Origin of the sequence: Paraburkholderia sp. CNPSo 3281, from assembly GCF_024206515.1 — a bacterium.
In the GTDB taxonomy this organism is placed as follows: Bacteria; Pseudomonadota; Gammaproteobacteria; order Burkholderiales; family Burkholderiaceae; genus Paraburkholderia; species Paraburkholderia nodosa.
The window spans coordinates 349,187-371,551 of sequence record NZ_JAMBPS010000003.1 but is presented as its reverse complement, the minus strand read 5'-3'; the positions used below and the strand labels follow the sequence as shown (position 1 = coordinate 371,551).

At 65.5% G+C, this 22,365-nt stretch carries 19 protein-coding genes; 12 read left to right on the top strand and 7 right to left on the bottom strand.

The window, feature by feature from the left end; all coding sequences use genetic code 11:
• Nucleotides 1-15: 15 nt before the first annotated feature.
• The 7 genes from M3I56_RS05630 to M3I56_RS05600 form a co-directional block, all read right to left on the bottom strand.
• The gene (locus M3I56_RS05630; RefSeq protein WP_254352910.1) at nucleotides 16-1,230 is read right to left on the bottom strand and encodes an MFS transporter; all 1,215 of its coding nucleotides are present in this window, start codon (nucleotides 1,228-1,230) and stop codon (nucleotides 16-18) included.
• Nucleotides 1,231-1,343: 113 nt separating this feature from the next.
• Nucleotides 1,344-2,171: a phosphodiesterase gene (locus M3I56_RS05625; protein WP_254352909.1), complete on the bottom strand. Its 828-nt coding sequence runs from the start codon at nucleotides 2,169-2,171 to the stop codon at nucleotides 1,344-1,346.
• Between the two features lie 22 nt (nucleotides 2,172-2,193).
• Nucleotides 2,194-3,234 (bottom strand): ABC transporter ATP-binding protein, encoded by a 1,041-nt coding sequence (locus M3I56_RS05620; RefSeq protein ID WP_254352908.1) that lies wholly within the window; start codon nucleotides 3,232-3,234, stop codon nucleotides 2,194-2,196.
• Entirely contained in the window at nucleotides 3,231-4,133 is a 903-nt protein-coding gene (locus M3I56_RS05615; RefSeq protein WP_254341272.1) for an ABC transporter permease, read from the bottom strand. Before M3I56_RS05615 ends, M3I56_RS05620 begins: the two co-directional genes overlap by 4 nt.
• A gap of 70 nt (nucleotides 4,134-4,203) precedes the next feature.
• On the bottom strand, nucleotides 4,204-5,028 hold the full coding sequence (locus tag M3I56_RS05610; RefSeq protein WP_254352907.1) for an ABC transporter permease: 825 nt from the start codon (nucleotides 5,026-5,028) through the stop codon (nucleotides 4,204-4,206).
• A 20-nt stretch (nucleotides 5,029-5,048) separates the two neighbouring features.
• Complete coding sequence (locus tag M3I56_RS05605) at nucleotides 5,049-6,092, bottom strand: ABC transporter substrate-binding protein (RefSeq protein ID WP_375541683.1); 1,044 nt, start codon at nucleotides 6,090-6,092, stop codon at nucleotides 5,049-5,051.
• A gap of 196 nt (nucleotides 6,093-6,288) precedes the next feature.
• The gene (locus M3I56_RS05600; RefSeq protein WP_254352906.1) at nucleotides 6,289-7,356 is read right to left on the bottom strand and encodes a LacI family DNA-binding transcriptional regulator; all 1,068 of its coding nucleotides are present in this window, start codon (nucleotides 7,354-7,356) and stop codon (nucleotides 6,289-6,291) included.
• Between the two features lie 670 nt (nucleotides 7,357-8,026).
• On the opposite strand from M3I56_RS05600, the gene M3I56_RS05595 reads away from it, so the two are divergent.
• The 12 genes from M3I56_RS05595 to M3I56_RS05540 all read left to right on the top strand — a co-directional run bounded on the left by M3I56_RS05595 (nucleotide 8,027) and on the right by M3I56_RS05540 (nucleotide 22,332).
• The gene (locus tag M3I56_RS05595) at nucleotides 8,027-9,238 is read left to right on the top strand and encodes an integrase arm-type DNA-binding domain-containing protein (RefSeq protein ID WP_254352905.1); all 1,212 of its coding nucleotides are present in this window, start codon (nucleotides 8,027-8,029) and stop codon (nucleotides 9,236-9,238) included.
• Between the two features lie 251 nt (nucleotides 9,239-9,489).
• A complete protein-coding gene (locus M3I56_RS05590) occupies nucleotides 9,490-9,702 on the top strand; it encodes an AlpA family transcriptional regulator (protein ID WP_254352904.1) in 213 nt (70 codons plus the stop codon).
• A gap of 3 nt (nucleotides 9,703-9,705) precedes the next feature.
• Nucleotides 9,706-10,527, top strand: a complete 822-nt coding sequence (locus M3I56_RS05585; RefSeq protein ID WP_254352903.1) for a hypothetical protein — start codon at nucleotides 9,706-9,708, stop codon at nucleotides 10,525-10,527.
• A gap of 148 nt (nucleotides 10,528-10,675) precedes the next feature.
• Entirely contained in the window at nucleotides 10,676-10,870 is a 195-nt protein-coding gene (locus M3I56_RS05580; protein WP_254352902.1) for an AlpA family transcriptional regulator, read from the top strand.
• Nucleotides 10,867-11,436 (top strand): hypothetical protein, encoded by a 570-nt coding sequence (locus tag M3I56_RS05575; RefSeq protein ID WP_254352901.1) that lies wholly within the window; start codon nucleotides 10,867-10,869, stop codon nucleotides 11,434-11,436. The genes M3I56_RS05580 and M3I56_RS05575 overlap by 4 nt, the downstream gene beginning before the upstream one ends.
• Before the next feature lie 6 nt (nucleotides 11,437-11,442).
• A complete protein-coding gene (locus tag M3I56_RS05570) occupies nucleotides 11,443-11,904 on the top strand; it encodes a hypothetical protein (protein ID WP_254352900.1) in 462 nt (153 codons plus the stop codon).
• 72 nt (nucleotides 11,905-11,976) lie between these two features.
• Nucleotides 11,977-14,484, top strand: coding sequence for a phage/plasmid primase, P4 family (locus M3I56_RS05565; protein WP_254352899.1), 2,508 nt, complete (start codon nucleotides 11,977-11,979; stop codon nucleotides 14,482-14,484).
• Nucleotides 14,485-15,202: 718 nt separating this feature from the next.
• A complete protein-coding gene (locus M3I56_RS05560) occupies nucleotides 15,203-15,793 on the top strand; it encodes a recombinase family protein (protein WP_254352898.1) in 591 nt (196 codons plus the stop codon).
• A gap of 384 nt (nucleotides 15,794-16,177) precedes the next feature.
• Nucleotides 16,178-17,989: a hypothetical protein gene (locus tag M3I56_RS05555; RefSeq protein WP_254352897.1), complete on the top strand. Its 1,812-nt coding sequence runs from the start codon at nucleotides 16,178-16,180 to the stop codon at nucleotides 17,987-17,989.
• 30 nt (nucleotides 17,990-18,019) lie between these two features.
• Nucleotides 18,020-18,646, top strand: coding sequence for a hypothetical protein (locus M3I56_RS05550; protein ID WP_254352896.1), 627 nt, complete (start codon nucleotides 18,020-18,022; stop codon nucleotides 18,644-18,646).
• A 129-nt stretch (nucleotides 18,647-18,775) separates the two neighbouring features.
• Entirely contained in the window at nucleotides 18,776-20,260 is a 1,485-nt protein-coding gene (locus M3I56_RS05545; RefSeq protein WP_254352895.1) for a hypothetical protein, read from the top strand.
• Nucleotides 20,260-22,332, top strand: a complete 2,073-nt coding sequence (locus M3I56_RS05540) for a hypothetical protein (RefSeq protein ID WP_254352894.1) — start codon at nucleotides 20,260-20,262, stop codon at nucleotides 22,330-22,332. Before M3I56_RS05545 ends, M3I56_RS05540 begins: the two co-directional genes overlap by 1 nt.
• The last annotated feature ends 33 nt before the right edge of the window (nucleotides 22,333-22,365 follow it).

The following is a 22,365-nucleotide window of genomic DNA, read 5'->3' as shown; positions in this document are numbered from 1 at the left end:
GCTTGCCGCTAGCCCTCAGGAAGAAGTCTGCGCGCCCGCGCCCATGCGCGGGCGCGTTGCATGGTGAATCCAGCCGGCGAGCGCCGTGAATGCGATGCCCGCTCCACACACGCCGATCCAGCCGAATGCGTGCCAGGCGGTCACGCCCACAGCGGAACCGGTCGCGCCGCCAATGAAGTAGCAGACCATGAACACCGTATTCACGCGGCTGCGCGCCTCGGGGCGCAGCGCGTAGATGCGCGACTGATTCGAGATCTGCGCGGCCTGCACGCCCACGTCGAGCACGATCACGCCGATCACGAGGCCGATCAGGCTCGTGCTGGAGAAGGCGAAGATCACGAAGGCGAGCGCCATCAGCACGATCGACATCGTGATGACCGCGCGCGGCCCGCGCTTGTCGGCGGAGCGCCCCGCCATCGGCGCGGCCAGCGCGCCAGCCGCGCCGACGATGCCGAACAGGCCCGCTGCCTGTGGCCCGAGATGGAACGGCTCGCCCGCGAGCAACAGCGTGAGCACGGGCCAGAAGAGGCTGAACGCGGCGAAGAGGCACGCGCCTGTCGCCGACGCTTCACGCAGTCCGGGCAGCTCCAGCACGAGATGCCACATCGAGCCCAGCAGCTTGCCGTAGCCGAGCTTCGAGGTCGGCTGGCTCTTCGGCAGCTTCTTCACGATCACGAGCGCGAGCACGAGCAGCGCGACGATCGACGCCCCGAACACCGCGCGCCAGCCGAAGTATTGGCCGACGAAACCGGCCGCCGTACGCGCGAGCAGGATGCCGAGCAAGAGGCCGCTCATGACCGTGCCCACCGCGTGGCCGCGCGCCTCGGGCGGCGCGAGTTCCGCGGAAAACGGCACTGCCTGCTGCGCGATGGTGGCGAGGATACCGATCGCGAGGCTCGCGCCGACCAGCACGCCAAGCGATGGCGCGGTGGCCGCGACGAGCAGCGCGACGCACAGGCCGGCGGTTTGCAGCAGGATGATGCGGCGGCGGTCGTAGCGGTCGCCGAGTGGCGCGAGCAGCAGCATGCCGGCTGCGTAGCCGAGCTGGGTGCCGGCCGGCACGGCGCCGATCCACGCGGCGCCGGCTGGGAAGCTCTGGCGGAAATCGTCGAGCAGCGGCTGGTTGAAATAGATGTTCGCGACCGTGACGCCCGCGATGGTCGCGAGCAGGAGCAGCAGGCCGCGCAGCGACTGGCTTGCGCGAGCGTTTGCGGAATCAGGTGTGGACATGTGCGAATGCGGGCGGCGCCCGGTGATATGGAAGGCAGGCTTCGAGCGTGCCGATCATACCGGAGCCCGCACAATCGCGCTGGCGGTGCGGGAGCGCGCCGCCAGTCGCGCTTTCAGGCAATCAGCTCGCCCGAGGGCTCGTAGAACGGATAGGGGCCGTCGAACGTGTCCACGTAGCCATGATGCGTGACGATCCCGCCCTGCGGGTCGTAGCGATGCAGCGCGAAGGCGGGCGGCTCCAGCGTGAAGGTGGAGGGCGCGTCGGGCGCGAGGTCGAGCGTGACCTGGTGGGCCGGCGCGGGCACGGCCGCAGCGATCGTGCCGCCGAAGCGCACGAACATGGGCCGGTGCACGTGACCGCACAGCACGCGCTCGACGTTGGGGTGCTGCGCCACGAGCGCTTCGAGCGCCTGCGCGGCGCTGTCGTCGAGCCGCATCGCATCCATATGGCCGATGCCGCAGTCGAACGGCGGGTGATGCAGCGCAACGATCACGGGCTTGCCGCGCGCCGCGTCGAGCTGCTGCGCGAGCCACGCGAGGCGCGCTTCGCAGAGCGTGCCCGCGCTTTGCCCCGGCTGCATGGAGTCGAGCGCTATCACGCGTAGCGCGCCGAGGTCGACGGCGTACTGGATGAACTCGCCGCCTTCGCGCAGTTCAGGCCGCTCGGCAAACACTTCGCGCAGCGGCTCGCGCGCGTCGTGGTTGCCGATCAAGAGCCAGTACGGAATGTCGAGCGTGTCAAGCAGCGTTTTCAGGTGCCGGTATTCCTCGATCGAGCCGTGGTCGACGAGGTCGCCGGTCATGAGCACCGCGTCGGGGCGCGGCGTGAGCGCGTTCAACCGTGCGATGGTGCGTGCGAGGCTCGCGGCCGTATCGACGCGGCGATAGGCGAGCGCGCCAGGTGGCTTGATGTGCAGGTCGCTGATCTGGGCGAGCAGCATGGTAGTCCTCATTTTGTAAGAATTACGCGAGCGCGATGAGCGCTTCGGGGGCGATCGAAATGCCGACCGGTGTGCCGCGTGCCAGCTCGACGCGGCCCGCCACGTCGACGAGCAGGGCATCGGGCGCCGCGCCGCCGATCGTCAGACGCGTGCGCTCGCCGAGAAAGGTCGCCTGCTCGATCACGCCGCGTAGTTGCGCGCCGACAGGGTCGGCGAGCGTGGCGTCTTCGGGGCGGAAATACAGTTCGGCGGCTCCGGTGGTCTGGGGCGCGCTGGCCGGCACGGCGCCGCCGCTCGTGCGCAGCATGCCGCCTTGCCATTCTCCGGCGATCCGGTTGAGCGTGCCGACGAATTGCGCGACTGCACGGCTCGCAGGCTGGAAGTAGATCTCGCGCGGCGTGCCGATCTGCTCGATGCGGCCCGCGCTCATCACGACGATGCGGTCGCCCAGCTCCATCGCCTCGGCCTGATCGTGCGTGACGTAGACCGTCGTCACGCCCAGCTCGCGCAAGAGCACGTTCATCTCGCTACGCAAGGTGTCGCGCAGGCGCGCATCGAGCGCGGTGAGCGGCTCGTCCAGCAGCAATACACGCGGGCGCGGCGCCAGCGCGCGTGCGAGCGCCACGCGCTGGCGCTGGCCGCCCGAAAGCTGGTTGATGGGCTTGGCCGCGTGCGCTTCGAGACGCATCATCGCGAGCAGTTCGTCCACGCGTGCGCGCGCGTCGGCGGCGGGAACGCGCTGGATCTTCAGGCCATAGCCGATGTTGCCGCGCACATCGAGGTTCGGAAAGAGGGCATAGTTCTGGAACACCATGCCGACCTTGCGCTGCTCGATGGGCAGCGCGGTCACGTCCTCGTCGCCGAAGGCCACGCGGCCGCCGGCGTCGGGCGTTTCCAGACCCGCGATCATGCGCAGCGTGGTGGTCTTGCCGCAGCCCGAAGGGCCGAGCAGCACGAGCGTTTCGCCCGCACCGATCGCGAGATCGAGCGGTTCGAGCACGCGCGTGCCGCGAAACGTCTTTGCGCAGCGCGTGAGCGTAATCGGGATCGGTTCGAGCTTCATTCGGCATCCTTGATGTTCTTTTGCTGGCCTGCGAGGCGCTGCTTGCCAGATGGCTTTCCTGAGGAGCCAGGCACGTCCACGCCGAGCCATTGCATCGCCACGAGCAGCGGCATCGTCATGAGGAAGAAGAGGATCGTGTAGGCGCTGCCCACTTCGATGCGCAGCGACGCGTAGGTGTCCGCGAGGCCGACTGGCAGCGTTTTGGTGTCGGGCGTGTGCAACATCCACGTGAGGTTGAATTCGCCGATCGAAAGCGTGAGCACCGCGAGCGCGCCCGCCACGATGCCGGGCCGCGCATTGGGCACCACGATGGTCCTGAAGCGCTGCCAGAAGCTCGCGCCGAGGCTCGCCGCGCCTTCTTCGAGCGTGCGCAGATCCGCCGACGCGCACACGGCCGCCACGGGCCGCACCATGAACGGCAGCGTGAACACCACGTGGCCGACCACGATGAACGCCGCGCTCATGCGAAACGCGCTGAAGCCGCCGTACACCACGAGCAGGGCGAGCGCCGAAGCGAGGCCGGGCAGGGCCACGGGCAGCACGAGCAATTCCTCGATCAAACGCGAAAGGCGCGTGCGGCTGCGCGCGAGCGCATAGCCTGCGGGCACGCCGGTCACGAGCGTGATGACGAGGGTGGCGGCCGCCACTTCGAGCGAGAGGAAGACGCTCCCGTGATACTGCGTCCAGACCTGGTCGAGCCAGCGCAGCGTGAGGCCGCTGGCCACGCCGCGAAAATAATTGACGGTGAGCCCCGCGAGGATCGACATCGCCACGGGCACGACGAGAAACGCGCAGGTGGCGAGCGTGACGAGCCATTGCGCGCACGCAATCCATGCGCGCGCCGAGGGCAGCGCGAAGCGCCGCCGCGCGGCGGGCGGCTGGTCGGGCGCTTCGTGCATGTCTTGCGCCGCGGAAGCGGCGCAATTGACGGCCGAAATCATTCTGGAGTCCTCGAAAACCATAGCGTGCTCATGCCGTGGCCGCGACGGCCGCGCCCGTCACGCTGCGCGCGAGCGTGAGCACCGCCCACGTGACGAGACCGAGCACGATCGAGAGGCCGGCAGCCGTGACCATGTTCGCGTTGAGCGTGAACTCGGTATAGATCGTCATCGGCAGGACGTCGATGTCGGTGGCGAGCGTGAACGCCGTGCCGAACGCGCCCATCGCGGTCGCGAAGCAGATCGCTCCTGCGGCGACGAGGCCGGGCGCGAGCGCGGGCAGGATCACGTCGCACAGCACACGCCACGACGACGCGCCAAGCGAGCGTGCGGCCTCTTCGAGCGAGCCGTCGAGCTGGCTTGCGCATGCCATCACCGTTACGATCACGCGCGGGATCGAAAAGTACAGATAACCCACGAAGAGTCCCGCCATCGAGTACGCGAACACCCAGCGCTCGCCGGTGAGCCGCAGCGAAAGCGCGCCGATCAACCCCTGGCGGCCGGCGAGCATGATGACCATGAAGCCGACCACCACGCCCGGAAACGCCAGCGGAAACGTGAGCAACGCGACGAGCGCGCGGCGCCCCGCGAACGCGCGCCGCGCGAGCAGAAGGCCGCAGATCGTCGAGATCACGAGCGTTGCCGCGGTCACCGCGGCCGAGAGCGCGATGGTCGCGCCAAGGCTCCTCATGTAACGGCCATTCGTGAGCAGTGCGCGATAAGTTTCGACGAAGTGGCCATCGGCGCTCACCTGCACGAGCGCGATCATCGGCAACAGCCAGAATGCGAGGAACACCGCGAGCGCGGGCGCGATGAGCGCCACGCGCCAGCGCAGCGGAAAAGTGAGGTCATGCATGGAAGTGATTGGCTGGGATATCAGTGCATGATCTGCAGATAGCGCTCGCCGAACGCCTGCTGCTGCGCCGCCATCTTCGCGAAGTCCACGGGTTTTGCGCGCGCATAGTCGCTCGCGGGCAGGAACTTCGAAGCCGCTTCCGGCGAGAGCGCGCTCGCGCGCACCGGGCGCAGGTAGGCATTGGCCCAGAGCTTCTGGCCTTCGTCGGAGAGCACGAAGTCGAGCACCTTCTTGCCGTTCGCTTCGTGCGGACCGTTCTTCACGAGGCTCATCACGTAGGGCACCGAAATCGTGCCTTCCTTGGGGATCACGAACTCGACGTTCGCGTGGTCCTTGTACTTAGCGCGGTAGGCGTCGAAGTCGTAGTCGAGCAGGATCGGAATCTCACCCGAAAGCACGCGCGCGTAGGCGGTCTGCTTCGGCACGATCGGCTGGTTGGCCTTGAGCTTGCCGAACCATTCGAAAGCGGGCTGGAAGTTGTCGAGCGTGCCGCCCAACGCTAGGTTCACGGCCACCGCGCCCGCATAACCCACGAAGGCGCTCGACGGATCGAGGTAGCCGACCATGCCCTTGTACTCGGGCTTGAGAAGATCAGCCCACGAACGCGGCACCGGCTTGCCTTCGAGCGCGTCCTTGTTGACGAAGAAGCCGAGCGTGCCCGAATGGATGGCGAACCAGTAGCCTTGCGGGTCCTTCAGATCGGCGGGAATGTCGTTCCAGTGCGCGGGCTTGTACGGCGTGATCACGCCCTTGTCCTTCGCCTGGAACGCCGAAGACACGCCGAGGTAGACGACATCGGCGACCGGGCTCTTCTGCTCGGCCATCAGTTGTGCGATGGATTGGCCGGAGTTCTTGTTGTCGAACGGCACGCGAATGCCGGTCTCTTTCTGGATCGCCTGAATCTGGCTCGCCCAGTCTGCCCATTCGGGCGGGCAGTTGTAACAGATAGCGGTTTGGTCGGCCTGTGCCGCAAGTGGCGCGGCAAATCCAGCGACGAGGGCGGCGGCGCTCGCGGCGAGCGGCAGCGCACGGGAGAAGCGGGGCAAGCGGGTCACGCGCCGCACGGGCGCGGCTAGCGCGCGCAGGGCGGCGCGCGCGGGCACAAGCGAAAGCGGGCCGGCAAAGGCGAAGCGGCTGGTCACGGCAGGTCTCCAGGTCGGTTGCGAGAGCGTTCTGGTGGATGAGGGCCGCGTGCGTGCGCGGTCCGGATTATTTGGCTTGTTTGGCTGGTTCGGTTTGTTCTTCAGACGTGCCACGGACTCACGGGAGCGCGCCGCCGAGTTCGAGGTCGCGATCGATCGCGCTCCCACGCGCGCCGAGCGGCGCGTGCGCGATCGCCGCGATGGTGCCGCCCGCGCGCAAGGTGTGCGGCAGCGTATTGGCGAGCGGCCCCGCGTACTGGCCGCCGATGCGCGCCATCAGGCATTGCCACGCTTCGCGGCCGATCTCGCGGTTCGGCGTGCCGATGCTAGCAAGCGGCGGCGCGAGCAGTTCGCCCATCGCGAGGCCGTCGAAGCCGAGAATCGACATGTCCTGCGGCACGCGCAGACGGGCTCGGCGCAGTCCGCGCATCACGACCATCGCCAGCAGGTCGTTACTGCAGAAAAGGGCCGTGGGGCGCGCGGGTCCGCTCGTCAGATGCGCGAGCACCGAAGGCGCGAGTTCCTGCGCGTTGAAATCGATTTCGAGGGCTGGCGCGGGCGTGAGGCCGGCCTGCTGCATCGCGAGGGCATAGCCAGCATGGCGCTGGCGCGCGCGGTCGGAGGCGGCCAGCGTGCCGGCCAGCATGAGAATGCGGCGATGGCCGTGCGCGATGAGCATGCGCACGCCGTCGCAGGCGGCCTGGTGGTTGTCCACCGACACCGAAGGGCGGCGCTTCGTGTCGTTGTGCATCAGCACGTAGAGCGGGCCGTCCGCGTCGAGTTCGTTGAGCAGCGGGTGTGTGTCGGCGTCGGCGACGGTCAGGATCAGGCCCTCGACACGTTGCGCGCGCAACGTCTCGATCGCATGACGCTCGCGATCGGCGTCGTATTGCGTGGTCATCAGCATGAGGCGAAAGCCCTGGGCCGAGGCGAGCTCATCGATGCCCTGCAGGCACTCCGCGAACACCGGATTGGCGAGCGTGGGCAGCACCACGCCGATCAGACGCGTGCGCTCGCCGCGCAACTGGCGGCCGAGCGGGTTCGGGCGGAACTTCAGCGCGTCGATCGCTTCACGCACCCGCGCGAGCGTGATGGGGTTGACGGTGTGAGGCGCATTGATCGCGCGCGACACGGTGGCGATCGAGAATCCGGCGTGTGCGGCGACATCCTTGATGGTTGGCGTCATGCGAGCGGCCCCGGCGTCGTTTGTAAACGTTTTCGATGGGGCCGATTATGAAAAACGTGTATGACCGGCAGATGACGGATGCGGTCCCCCGTCGCGCCTTTGGGACGCGCGCCGGGCAATGGTAGAATCGCGTCCGCCCTGCCGGGGTGATGAAATTGGTAAACATAGCGGACTTAAAAAACGATTGAGTGCCCGACCGGAAACGGCCGGTGCAGAACCCCTCAAATTCGGCGAACCCCCTGGGCCTTGAAGCGCGTTGCGCGCGAGGCGCCGAGGCAACGCCGAGCCAAGCCGGCTGCCGCGCAAAGCGGCGGTCAGGAAGGTGTAGAGACTAGACGGGGGGCGCCTAAGGCCGGGCGCGGCGTGAGATACGCGGCGCTTAAGCGACGGCGAAGGCATAGTCCAGCGCACGAACGCGCGTCCATACCAGGACGCGTGGCGTCGAAAGACGTGGTGTGACGAAAATCCGCCGCCTAACGGCTTGCCGGTTCGAGTCCGGTCCCCGGCACCATGAACACTGTTCATAGCATTTCATGCCACTCCGAAACCCCGCAAAAGCGCCTGTTTTTGCGGGGTTTTTCGTTTCTGGCTGGTTCGGATCGTTTCAGAGTATTGCGAATTTTTGATGGTATATTCGTTGGTACCTGACCGAAACCTGTTGGTACCTGATATGCCGCTATCCGACACCGCCGTGCGCAACGCCAAGCCCGCCGAGAAGCCCTACAAGCTGGCGGATGGGGAGGGCATGTATTTGTTTGTGCAGCCCAACGGGGCGAAGTACTGGCGTATGGCGTACCGGCTGCACGGCAAGCAGAAGGTGCTCGCCCTCGGTGTCTATCCGGATGTGGGCCTTGCCGCCGCCCGGAAGCGACGGGGTGAGGCGCGGGAGAAGCTGGCGGCCGGCATTGACCCCAGCGAGGCCAAGAAAGTCGAAAAGCGCGTCGCGCGGCTCGCCGCGGCGAACTCCTTCAAGGCAGTCGCGCTTGGCTGGATGGACGAGCGCAAGACGATTGTGCAGATCGGACAGTACGAAAAGACATTGGCCCGCTTTGAGGCTGACGTGTTCCCCTGGCTTGGCAACCGCCCCATTACGGCGATCGACGCACCGGAGCTTCTGTCGGTGCTCAAGCGCATCGATGCGCGTGGCGCGCGGTACACCGCCCACCGCGTGCGCAGCGAGATCAGCCGCGTGTTCCGTTACGCCATCAAGGAAGGTTTCTGCAAGTCCGACCCGGCGCGGGATCTGGTCGGCGCGATTCCGGCACCGGTCGAAACGCATTTCGCAGCCATCACCGAGCCGGTCAAGGTCGGCGAGATGCTACGGGCATTCGATGGGTTTTCGGGCACGTTCGCCGTGCTGTGCGCGCTCAAGCTCTCGCCGTTGCTGTTCGTGCGCCCGGGCGAGCTACGCAAGGCTGAGTGGGCCCAGTTCGATCTCGACAAGGGGGAGTGGCGGTATCTCGCGACGAAGACGGACACGGGTCATCTCGTGCCACTGGCGGCACAGGCCGTGGCCATCCTGCGCGAGCTATACGCGCTGACGGGCGTGGGCCAGTACCTCTTCCCTGGCGCGCGCGACAAAAAGCGGCCGATGAGTGATGCCACTGTTAATGCGGCGCTGCGCCGACTCGGCTACGACACTCGCACTGAAATCACGGGCCACGGCTTTCGCGCGATGGCGCGCACGATCCTGCACGAAGAGCTCGAGCACAATCCCGAGGTGATCGAGCGTCAGCTCGCGCACTCGGTGCCTGACCGACTGGGCGACGCGTATAACCGGACACAGTTCATCAAGCAGCGCCGCGTCATGATGCAGGAGTGGGCCGACTATCTCGACAAGTTGAAGGCGGGCGCCGAGGTGCACCAGTTGCGAGCCGGCTAATCCGCCCGGTTGATTTCAGCACTTTTCAGCGATATCCACTCCGTTTCAAAATCCTTTGCGCCGTGCGAGTTGATCGCGTAGCATTCAAAGCGGGGCGCGGACCCCGTCATCAATCCGCGGCCGAGCGGCGAGCGGCTAGACTCCCGTGCGCGGTGGTACGCCAGCACCTTCACACGGCTGGGGCCCACCGGTAACGCGGCGTGGCGCCCTCATTGGTCGAGGGTAGTGTGGCGACTCGAAAGAGGTTTGCCATGCAAACACGCCGCTATCTCCGCCGACCGGACGTCGTCCAAAAAACCGGCCTCTCTGCCACCACACTTTGGCGCCTCGAGCGCGACGGGAAATTCCCCGCGCGCCGCCAGCTGTCGCCGCATTGCGTCGCCTGGGACGAAGCCGAGATCGATCACTGGCTCGAGCAGCGCGAGCGTGTTACGGGCGTCGCTGTCGCGCCTGCGGAGGCCTGAATCGTGGCTCCGCGTCTCTACGTAACGGACAACGTCATCGCGTCGGTGCGCAAGGCCCATGAGACATTTACGCACACTGTCCTCGTCTACAGTCCAGTCTCAATAAGGCCGTTCTACCTGCGCACCGACCAGCTCGACATCGAGCCTGTCCATATCTGGCTGCCCTGGAAGCGCGAAACGCTCGCCTCGCTCGAGCGCTGGCGGGCCAGGGGTGGTCTGCTCGTCTCGCGTTGCCCAGATCTCGAGGCGATCGGCTCGGCAGACGTTGTCATCTTCACAGAGAGCTCATTCGCACTCAGCAGGCTCGCTCGCGCGGTAAGCATTGCCCATGAGCACGTCGTCATCGAGCGCCCGTTCACCTGGTGCAAGCACGAAGAGACCGTCGATGTCCGCACGCCGTCTGTCGAAACGCTGCGCGCGTTGTGGGCGCATTGCCAGGGCAAGGCAATGACCGACGACGAACTGGCGCAAGCCAGCGGGATCCTCAAAACGCGGCTGCAACTCATGCGTGCGCGCCTACGGCCAGCCGAAGAGTGGCGGCTCCTTCCGCGCATTGCACCGGAATCGTCAGCGCTTCGGGCGGCATGGGACTGGATCGGCGACGGGCGCAATGCGTCGCGAAAGGCGGTCCGCCTCGCCGGGCATCAAAAAGCGGTGCAGGAGCTCGCACGTCTGGGGCATGTGGTTCTCGAGAAGCGATACGTCTATCCCGGCGTGGAGCCGAACTGGGCCGCCCTCGAGCGCAAACGGGCCGGGGCGCTGGCGAACCTCACCGCGGTGCAGGTACTTGTCAACTCGCTGCCCGGCCACTTCCTCGAAACGTGATTGCGTGATGCCGGGAAAAGAAGTGACGCTACGCGGGAACAACCCGAAACGATTTGGCCTCGCTTTGCCCATTCTGAAACGCTCTTGCGCGGGAAACGGGTCCAGTCTAGACGCTGCCTTTTCACCCGTTCACAAAGGTGCCCCGACCATGGACCCCGACCAGATCCTCCGGCCTGTTGCTGCCGCAGCCTTTCTTGGCATTGGCAAAACGACGCTGTACCGATTGGCCGCCCGCGGCCTGATCGCACCGCCAATCAAGCTCGGCGAGCGCGCAAGCGGATGGCGCCGGTCAGACCTGATTGCGTTCGTCAATGCGCGCGAGGCGCACGGAGTGCCGGCATGAACACCCTTTCGGTATCGCTCGCGGTCTACGCGCCTATAGGCAAGCTCTCTTGCCGGCTCGAACTCATGCGCGACCTGCTATTGCCTCAGGTTGTGCGCCCGGCGCCGCTCGAGCAGGGGCCGGGCGTGGCCAGGCTCATCTGGCGCGTGCACACGCTCTCCGTTCCTCCCGAAGCCGTTGCCGAGGTGATGAATGAGCATGGCGATACGCGGCGCGAACCGCTGCTCGGTGTCTGTGTGGAGATATTCGAGCTGTCCTCGAGGGACGGACGCTTTCGCAACTATCTCGCGGTACCGGCGCTGATTGGTGCTGGCGGTCCGATTCAGGACGAAGGGCGCGTTGTTACCGTCAGGGAGCCTGCCGGGTGGGGTTATTACGCCGAGGTCGCCGATGAGAACCCTGATGTGCTCCTGCGCCGTGTTCTGGCGGGCGAGCTCTACGTAGACGGGGAAGGCATCGATGACGACGAGGCGGCCGACACCCTCGATCCGGATGACGAGGACTGCAGCCCGGACGTCGACGAGCTCGTGCGCGCGGCTGGCGCATCGTTCGATCAAGGCGAGTAACCCACCATGCGCGACATCCTGCAGCGCTTCGCCGGGCTGATTGCCTCGGCGGCCTCACGCGCATACGCCTATGTCATTCCGCCTGAGGTCGAGGTTCGCACCGAGATCGACTGGCGGCATCCGCACCGGTCCATCGTGTCGGCCCCGGCAGGCACACTCGCGCTGGTCAAGGAACTGGACGATAGTCTGGCCGTCGTCGACATTTTCCTCGAGCCAGTCGCCGCGTTTGCAGTTACGCAATACCCGCAGAGAACGATACGAGTTCGCAACCCTCACGATCGCGACGTGAAGCACGGCTGGCATGTGGTCGACCCTGAGCCAATCACGGAGTCCGAGACGTTCGCGGAGGACATCGTTGCGGTCGCCCATGTGCTTCCCGACGGTTCCGCGATTTGCAACAACATCCGCTACGCGTCAATCGGCGAGATGCTCGAAAGCCGGCGCGGGCGGATCCTGACTGAGCAATAAAACGCAACAAAGAAAAGCCCGCGTCAGAGCGCGGGCTGAAATGGTTCTCGGCATACAACAGAACGGCAAACCATGGAACATAGTACTCCGATTTATTCCAATGAGCTACAGCCGTACGTCGATGCGCTCGCGCCGATCCTGATTCGCGTGCGGCGCGACGTCCACGGCGTGCGTAACACCAGTGGGAACCAGTGCAAAAAGGCTCCGCTCACCGACGAGCTGCTGCGCCAACATGTGAGCGGCGGCACGCGTCGCGGGGCTTACTTCAGTACGCCCGGATCGCCCACGGTGCAGCTTGCACTTTTCGATCTCGACTCCCACAAAGGTGAGGTGCCATGGGCCGAGATGCAGGCCGCAGCGCTCGAGGTTGTCAGGGAAGCCGAGAAGCTCGGTTTGTGCCCCATCCCGTTCCGCTCTTCGGGCGGTAGCGGCATTCACCTGCTGGTACTATGGGATTCGCCGCAGGATGCGCGCAGCGTTCGAACACGCATGCGCGAGATCCTGTCATCCGCCGGCTATGCGGACGGAACCGGAGGCGTCGCCGCTGGCCAGGTCGAGATCTTCCCGAAGCAGGATGTGTGCAGCACCTTCGGGCACATGTTTCTCCTGCCGCTTGGCGGCAAGTCGGTACCGCTCGACGCGTTCGAGCTCGAAGACATGCCGCGTGAGTACGTCCTTGGCATGGCCTGGCCCGTCAGTGAGCCAGTGCCAATCGTGCCGGCGGTAGAGCGCTCCGTGCCTGCGCTGCCCAACGTGCCGGTCAAACTGGGCCGCGTCGCTGAGTTCATCGAATGGATCCCAAATTCCGACGCATACGAACTGCCGTTCGAAAGCGGCCCGGGCGGACGCGACTATCTGTCACTCGTCATTGCCATTCATCGTTCGTGCAACGGCTCAGAAGAGGGACGCACGCTCGCACACCAGTTGGCGGCTCGCTCGGCCAAGTACGACCCGGCCGACGTGGACAAGCGTTATGACAGTGTCACGGATCGTGAAGGTGGAATCACGATAAAAACGCTCGAGGCAGCTGCACGGCACTACGGCTGGGAGCCGCCGGTTGCCGACGATTTCGAAGTGCTCGCGCGGGCTGAGGCGGCCGCGGTCGGCGGCCCGGAGAATGAAAGTCGCGCGACCGCAGTCTCACCACCGACGCAATCCTCGGGTGTCACACCGCCGCGGGCTTACCGGGCCCGCACCGAGTTCGGCAACGTGGAGCGCATGCTCGACCGGTACGGCGCGGGGCTGATGTTCGTTCCCGAGCTGCGTGCCTGGTACATCTGGACCGGGGTCTACTGGCGTGTGGCTGTCGACGTCGAGCTCGAGGCGCTCGCGAAGGAGACAATCCGCGCGCTGCCCGATGAGGCCGCCGAGATCGAAAGCGCCGAGGAACGCATTGAGTTCTTCCGGTTTTGCGCCGCCTGCCAGAAGGCCGCGATGATGTCGAACATGATCCGGCTCGCCGCATCCGATCCGCGTGTCGTTGTGCCCGTCGCCGAGCTCGACAGGCATTCGCATCTGCTCGGTTGCGCTAACGGGGTGGTCGATCTGCAAACCGGCAAGCTGCTGCCGCCCGACAAGGCGCACCGGGTCACCGTTGTCACACCGATCGCGTACGACCCGGGCGCTACTGCACCGCTGTTTGAGCAGACGGTGCGTGAGGTGTTCTTTGACGAAGCCGGCCAGATCGAATTCTTCCAGCGCCTCGTCGGGTATTCACTGATGGCTTCGCCGCGCGAGGATCTGCTCGTGATCCCCTTCGGCGCCGGCTCGAACGGGAAATCGACGGTGCTTGGCGCGATCCGCAGCGCGCTGGGTGCGCACGCGAAGTCGGCGAGCGCCGAAACGTTCCTCTCAACAAATGGGGGCAACGGGGCGGGTGGCCAGGCACGCGAGGATCTGCTGCGCCTGCGCGGCGCGCGGTTCGTCTACGTTGGCGAACCGGACGAGGGGAGCGAGCTGCGCGAAGGGCTAGTCAAATCCATGACTGGCGGCGATCCAATCCCGGCGCGCGGCATGTATGCGAAGTCGACGGTTGAGATCGTGCCGACCTGGGTTGCGTTCATGCCGACCAACCATCGGCCGATCGTGAAGGGCGACGACTACGCGATCTGGCGACGCCTGATGCTTGTGCCGTTCACACGGAACTTCGACACGGATCCGGACATCGCGAAAGATCCCGGTCGGGCCGAGCGCATCGCCGCCGAGCTGCCCGGCGTGCTCGCGTGGTGCGTGCGCGGCGCACTGGTCTATCGACAGCACGGGCTCAGGCCGACGAAGCAGGTAGCCGCCGCTCGTGAGAGCTATCGCGAGGATATGGACCTCCTAGGCGACTGGCTATCGGAGTGCTGCGAGCAGGGAGCCACGTATGCCGCAACCAACGGTGACCTGTGGATGTCGTGGCGCCATTTCGCGGAGCGTCGCGGGGAATTGCGATTTATCTCGAATTCGAGCGCGTTGTCGCGCCGACTTCAAACGCGCGGTTTTTTGCGCATTAAAGACGACTACGGAATTCGCGGGCGCGGACTTGCAGGAATTCGCGTAGTCGCAGAGGCGGATCTCGAAAGCTGCGACTTGCTGTAGGTGAGCGCGTAGATTTTTGCGGGTTCCGGGCGCGTCGGTCGGATGAGTTGCGACGATTGCGACGGAACAACCCCCATTTTGACAAACTTTCTTCGCCTATATAGACGAGAAAAGTTTATGAAAATGGGCCTCCTTTCGTCGCAATCGTCGCAAAGGCCGGAACGCGCAAAAGTTTGCAGTGAAACCGGAGCGATGCAAAACGGTGCTCTCACGCGCGTGTGCATGTAGCGTGCATGCACGGGCACACGCTCATCGGATCGCAGTTTGCGGCCTGGTGAAAAGATGGCCCGATCGGGTGTGATGGGTGGTCTAAAAATACGCACCGCGTGCCTGCGTCACCGTGGGCAGGCCGGGCCCGCGACAGTGAAACATTTCTAAACTTCTCGGCGTTGTGCCCATCCGGGCGCCGGGAAACCCCCATGAAAGCGGACGTTTTGCACATCGCTGACTCCAGCGCGCGGCTGGCGCTCAGAGAGTTCGAGCGTGCTGACGCAATGGCCCGGCAATCGGTCGCCGAGGCACGTGCCGGTGGTTGATTTCTGCCTCTTGCCTAGTACTGCTTATTCTCTTCGCCACGCTTCATCTTATTTCAGTACGTTCCGATGGGGTACACCCGTGCGAAGCGTGCGAAACCCGTCTAAATGTGTTCCATTAGGGTTGACTGTAGTTTCGGAACGCCTATAATTCGGAACATCACTTCAACGGAACGGGTCAAATCATGCGGCGGATCTACTACGGTCGGGTTTCGACGCTGGACGGTCAGACGGCGGCAAGCCAGTACGCGGACGCTGCAGCCCAGGGCATCGATCGGGATGACGTGTTCATCGACGAGGGCGTGAGCGGGTACCACGTCGCGCCGGCCGACCGCCAGCAGTGGCAGCACGTCGAGCGCGACCTGCGCAAGGGCGGTGTGCTGGTCGTGCGCTGGCTCGATCGCATCAGCCGTCGTTACGACGAGCTGCACTCGACCATGCAGCGCCTCATGTCGAAGGGCGTTCGGGTCGTGTGCACGCTCAACGGCATGGAGTTCGACGGCGCCGAGACAGACCCAACGAAGAAAGCCGTGCGTGACGCCATCCTCGCCTTCATGGCGGCCCAGGGCGAGGCGGACTACCGTAACCGCCGCGAGATGCAGGCGCGCGGCATAGAGGTCGCGAAAGCGGAGGGGCGGTACAAGGGGCGTAAGCAGGCAGTGGACTACGCCGAGGTGCGGGCGTGGAAGGCCGAGCAAGGGGCTACCGTGCGCGCCACAGCCGAGCACTTCGGGGTAGGCGTCGCCACCGTGGCACGTGCACTCGCCGAGCAGTAGGGGGCCCCGCACAGCTGCAGCTCGCGCTGGCACGGGTGTAATGTCTGCCGGGGGCGCGCTGCCCCGCGTCGCGAGCGCCGCCACCGGCGCTCCCTGCTCGACCGCTCGCGCCCCGCGACGCGCAGGCCAAACTCTGGGACCACACGGGGCCCCGACGGACGGGGGCCAAAAATTCGCAGACCGGATCTCCGAACCGCGCAGCGAAAAAACACCCAGGCCCGAACCTGCATTTTTCAACGACTTTCCGCCAATCCCGATCCACTGATCCCGCGCCCGCGTGTGCGCGTGAAGTGCGCGCGTCGCACACATACGCCACGTTCGCACACGTAAAAACCGAGGGAAACGAAAGCAGAATCAGGTGCATGACCGTGATGGGAGCTGGAAGTGCACACCACGAAAAAATTGTCCATTGCCGCATTGCTGCTGGCGCCGATGTTCGCGCTCGCGCAGAGCTATCCGTCGCCGACGTTCCACACCATGACGTTGCAGAACCCGCTGACCACCTCGAACGGCGGAACGGGCACGACAACGTCAACGGGTTCCGGATCGGTGGTGCTTTCCTCGTCGCCCACGCTGAGTACTCCTAACCTCGGTACGCCGTCGGTGGTTACACTCACGAACGGCACGGGCCTGCCAGTCTCGACGGGCGTGACGGGGCTCGGCACGGGCGTTGCCACGGGATTGTCCAACGCCGCGACCGGCACCGGCGGCCCGGTGCTCGCGACTTCGCCGACGATCGCAAGCCCGACTGTGACTGGCACGCTCAACGGCACGACCGTCTCTGCGACGTCGTTTGCGCAGAATGTCGTGCTCAACGGGACAGGCCTCGCGGGGAACTGCACGGGCACGATCCCCACCACGAATTACTGTGCCAACTATTTCCAGCTTGGCGCCGCGTCACCGTTCGACGACGCGCAGCTCACGGATCCCACTGCATTCCTGAACGGGCTCGCGATCCTGCACAACTACGGCGGACAGACGGGCGGCCGGCAAACGTTCTACGTACAGTCGACGCTGGCGCAGCCGTCCGCCGCGGGGAATTCCAACCACTACTACGTGGCCGGCGAGTTCTACGCGCAGGCGGCTTCGGGCGATGGGGGCACCGCCACCACCGGTTCGCCTGCCTCGGTCGGCGCGATCTACGCGCTAAACCCGGTCGCCGTTGCCTACGCCGGCGCCACCAATCTTCTCGAGGTCACGAGCATGGAGGCCAACATCTCCATGCATACCGGCTCGTCAGCATGGTACAAGGCGGGGCTTACCGTGACGCAGGGGCCGTCCGACCAGGTGCAGGGCTCCGTTTACGACACCGCAATCGGGCTGTCGAATCAGGCTGGCTCGCCGGGCTGGCAGGACGGCATCCTGTTCGGCCCGATGAACGGCGCGTTCCCCGTCACCTCGACCGGCTGCCTCATCTGCTCTTCGGGTTCCGCTACCGCTGCTACCGGCATCGACTTCTCGAGCCTGTCGCTCACGAATTTCCTGCATGGGCCGGGCGGCTTCTTTGTGAACGGCTCCGGTGGCATCGCGGGGAGTTCGCTGCAAACCTCGGGCCCTATCGCCGCCCGGTATTCGCAGCCGAGCATCCAGATCGGTGACACGGGATCTTCGAGTTCTTCCCTCGTGTTTGAGGACAATACGACGAACGTATGGGGGCTGGCGAACAACACATCGACGAGTCAGTTCTGCCTGAACCGGTACGTGAGCGGATCGTTCTCAGATTGTCCGATCGGTGTTGCGAACTCGACCGGTATCGTCACGTTCACAGATGGCATTGCGGGCAACACAAGCGGCAACGTGGCGACGGCCGGCAACATCGGTCAGCTTCTTACGGGCCAGACGTCGGGCACTTCGCTGACAACCGGCACGTCCACCAACGCCACCAGCATCAACCTCACGCCCGGCGACTGGGACGTGGACTGCTCTGCCGACTTTGCGCCGGGCGCCACAACGACGATCTCGAGCCTGGGCGTAAGCATCTCGACGACGTCGGCGACGTTCGGCGCGAACGGCGCGAAGTCTGTCATTGGAGGGTCGTTCACGACCGGCTTTGGCGATTCGATGGCCACGCCGGTCGTGCCGCTGAACATGTCAGCCAATACGACCGCCTACTGCGTGGTCAACGCCAGTTTCGGCACAAGCACGATGTCCGTCACCGGCACGATTCACGCGCGCAGGTCGGCCAATACGCACTGAACACGCACTACACGAACGAACGAGCGATCCATGTCGATTATCGGCAACCTTCCCGACAACCTGCAGAACGGCACGACCGCCGATGCATCGCAGGTCATGGCCGACCTGAATTTCATCGTGAATCAGGTGAATGCCAATGCCGTGCCACTCGGCACGCTGGCGGCGCCGTCCGGCACGAGCATGGCGTTCCAGCAGGCCAGTGCGCCCGCAGGATGGGTCGCGCAGACCGGCACGGCTTTTCAGGATGCATTCCTGCGCTGCAATACGCCGTCGAACTACAGCGCGACCGGTGGCTCGGTGAATGCGAGCACGCTGTTTGAAGGCCCAATCACGGGCGACGGGCACACGCTGCTTATCGCCGAAATGCCTACGCACAGCCACACGGACTCTGGCCACGGCCACGGCACCAATGAATCGCCCCACTCGCACGGGCCCGGTTCCGGCTCGGCGTTCTACACCAATGCGGCTGGCTCGGGCAACTTCGGTGGTGGTGGAACCGCAATTAATACGGTCAACTCGACCGCCGGCGCGGTGACGGGCCTGTCGATCCAGACCGGCAACGCCAACATCCAGAACAACGGCGGCGGCGGTGCCCACAGCCATACCCTGACGGCGAACTGCAAGTACGTCGACCAGATCATCGCGACCAAGTCATGAGGGTGGCGGCCTGGGAACTCGTACGGATTGACATTGAGGTGAGCTATGGCCGGACTCTCGGGACTCCCTTACTTCCTGCAGTACCAGGCGCAGGCACAGCAGCAGGCCTACCAGCGTCAGGCGCAGGCGATGCAGCTCGCGCAGTGGCAGCAGGAACAGCAGAGCCGCCAGCGCCAGCAGGCCGCGCTCGAGGCGGCAGGCAATGCGCTGCCCGCGCTGCTCGCAGGCCAAGGGCAGGCCGCGCAGATGCCGCCCCCACCGCAGACACCGAATCCCGGTCAGCCGTCGCGGCCACAAGCGCAGTCTGTGCCTCCGGGCATGATCGCTTCCCCACCCTCGATGCGTGCGCAACAGCCTGTTTCGGCCACTGGTGCCGCGGCGCCATTGCCTTCCGGCCCGATGCCGGCGCAGATCGGGATGCCACCGCTGCCCGCGTCGATGCGCATTGCGCGCGGGCAGCAGGGCATTGCGCCATTCCGGCCACTTCCGTCCGGAGGCTCGCCCGCCGAAGGCGTGGCGCCGCAGATTTCCGCACCGCCATCTGCGTCGGGGGACTCCACGCAGGCGCCCAGCGGACCGCTCACGCTGGAAAACGCCATCAAGGTGCTCAAGGATCAAGGCCTGTCTGGCGCGGATCTCATGGCCGGGCTACAGCAGTTGACCCCGGTGCTCGATGCTCAGGCGAAGGCACAGACGGCTCAGCTCGAGCAGCAGTTCAACCGCGAGATGAAGCTCTCGGATCTCCAGTATCGCTACGATGCGTTGCGCCAGCGTGCGGACGATAACGCGCTGAATCGCGCCGATCGCGAGCAGGCACATGCGGACTCGATGGCGATCCGTGGCGCGATGCTGTCGCTGCAGCGTGAAAAATTCTCGGCAAGCAACGGTGGCGGAGCGGCGCCCGCATCTGATATTGGACCCGATTCCGCGGGTAACTTGCCGCCAGCAACAGCGGTCGGCGGATACAGCGGTGATGCCATCGACGCGATGGCGCGGGCATACGCGCAAGGGAATACGGGCATCGTTTCGGGACTCGGGCGCAACAAGGCCGACCGGGATGTGCGAGCGCAGGTGATCAGTCGTGGCGCCGCATACCAGAAAGGGCAAGGCGGCGATTTTGCGTCCTCGCCGATCGAATACAAGGCGAACGCCCGCGGCGCCATCGTGAACGCCCAGCAGGCCGCGAAGGTGGATGCCGCCGCAAATGCGCTCGTGCAGCAGGGCGGCATCGGTGACCAGTATCAGGAATCCATCGACGCGCTCGACCGGACACGGGTGCCGATCGCGAATGAAGCGCAGATGGCAGCTTTGCGCGCCGCGCGGGACCCGCGCGTGGCGACTTACGACACTGCCAAAAACGGCGTGGTGTCAGAAGCTGCGCAGATCCTCGGTCGCGGGACACTCACCGTCAATTCGATGGAAGAAGCGCGCAAGGTCGTGGACGGCTGGACGACGTCTGAGCAGGCACGAGCCGGTATCGCGCAGCTTAAGCGCGAAGCCGGGACGACGGTCAAGGCGTCGCGTGCAGAAGTGAAGCGCTCGGCTGGCGGTGCAAGCAACTCCGGTGCTGGCAGCAGTGCCGGGGGCGTCGTCGATTGGGGAGACCTTAAGTAATGGACGTTCGACTTCCAGACGGCACTGTCGTCAAGAACGTGCCAGACGGCACGACCAGAGCGCAGCTCGCGACAAAGCTGCAGGCCAATGGCAGGAACGTGCCGAAGGAATGGCTGGGTCAGGACGCGGCCCCATCGAAGCCGGCCGCGCAGGCTCAGTCGCCGCAGAGCATGGCCGGCTTCGTCGCTGGGAATCTGGGCAAGGGTGTCGCGCAAACCGTCGGCCCGATCGCGGAGAAGGCGCAGGAGCTCGTCGATATGCCCGCGCGCGCATTCAATCGCGCGCTCGATTTTGTGACCGGCAACAAGGGCAAACCGTCGAGCGTTCTGCCGACAACTGCCAGCCGCATGCCTGTCGACGAGGGCGCGCTGCAGGACACGTTGAAGAAAACCGGTGTTATCGGCCCGTCGGCGGAGCCGCGTACGACCGCGCAGCGCTATGGTGCCGCCGCGCTTCAGGCGTTGCCCGCGGCCGCGCTGCCAGGAGCGGGTGAGGGCGTGCTCGGTCGCGTGCTTCCGCAGGTCGGCGGCGCGCTCGGCGGTCAGGCCGGGCAGGATCTCGGCGGCGCACCGGGGCGCTTTGTGGGCACTTTGCTCGGCGGCGGTGCTGGCGGCCTGGCGTCGACACGCCCAAGCCAGATCGCACCTCCTCCAGTCAGCGAAGCGGCGCGCGCGTCGCAGTCGTCGGGTATCCCGCTCACGCTCGGGCAGGAAACCGGAAGCGCGTCGCTGAGATTCCTCGAGAACCGACTGCGCGAGCTCTTCCCGTCAAAGGGCACCGCAAACGTGGACGAGGCGCGTCAGGTCACTGCCGGCGCGCACCGCGTGAACGAGCTGGCGGACCAGTTGAGCACGCAAAGCGTCGCGGATCCGGAGGCAATTGGCAACCGGTTGCGGACCGCCTACAACGACACTGTCGGCAAGATTGCGACGCAACGCGAAACGCAAGCTGCGACGGACTATGGTCGGGTGCGCGAGCTGGCGGGCAACAAGCCCGTGATCCGCTACTCGAACACCGTGGGCGAACTGAAAAAGATCATCGCCGAGAACAAGGACGTGCCGGCCGGCGACGCAAAGAAGATTGCGAAGCAAGCGCAAGGCATGCTGGACGCGCTCACCGAAACGGCCCCGGGCAATGCCGCATCACGGATCGTGCTCCCATCGGGACAGCCCGCGCGCATGCCGACGCCGCCGACGCCCACGGCGATGACCGGCACCGTTTCTAGTGCGATGAAAACGCGCTCGGCGTGGGGGAAAGCGGCGCAGCGCAATGGGAACGTCTTCAGCGACATCGATCCGAACGCGAATCAGCTGCTTGCGCGGCGCCTGTTCGGCGCGATCAACAAGGACTTCGATGCCGCAAGCACCGACAGCACGCCGATCGCCAAGGCGCTGCGCGACGCTAACCAGAACTACGCGAAGGCCTCGAAATCAATCGAGTTCATAGAGCAGTCGGCGCTGGGTAAGCTGCTCGGCAAGGATGTGACGGACGCCGCGTTCACGGGCGAGACCTACTCGACGAAAGCGCCCGAGCTCATCGCGCGTCGTTACCTGACGATGCAGCCCAGCCAGGCGGCGCAGGTGACAGCGATCTTGCGCGAGCACGCGCCTCAGGTCCTTCAGGACGCCAAGTCGTACGTGCTGCGCAACGGCCTCGAGCAGGCGGCGAACACCGCGCCTGGCGCATCGGGCATCTCGTTCGCGAAGTTCCGGCGCGAGATCGGCCGCGTGCAGCCGAAGCTCGAGGAGATGGGCTTCACGGCGAAGGAGATCCGCGACATCGGGGACGTGACGGACACGATGGCACGTGCGGGTGACCGCACCGGCGCGAACCCCTCGGGCACGTCGGCCGCCGGTCACCTGATCGGCACGGCGGCGATCGCGTTGGCGCACCCGGTCGCCGCAGTTGCGTCCGTCATTACGCCGTACATCGCGTCGAAAGCACTGCTCACGCAGCAGGGGCGCGACCTGCTGAGACAGGCATACGCCGTGGGCAAGCCGGCTGCGAGCAACGCTGCACTCGGTTCGCTGCGTGCGTTGTACGGGCAGGGGCTGACAGACGTCGGGCGCTGATCAGAGTTTGATGAAGATGCTGAACAGGATGAT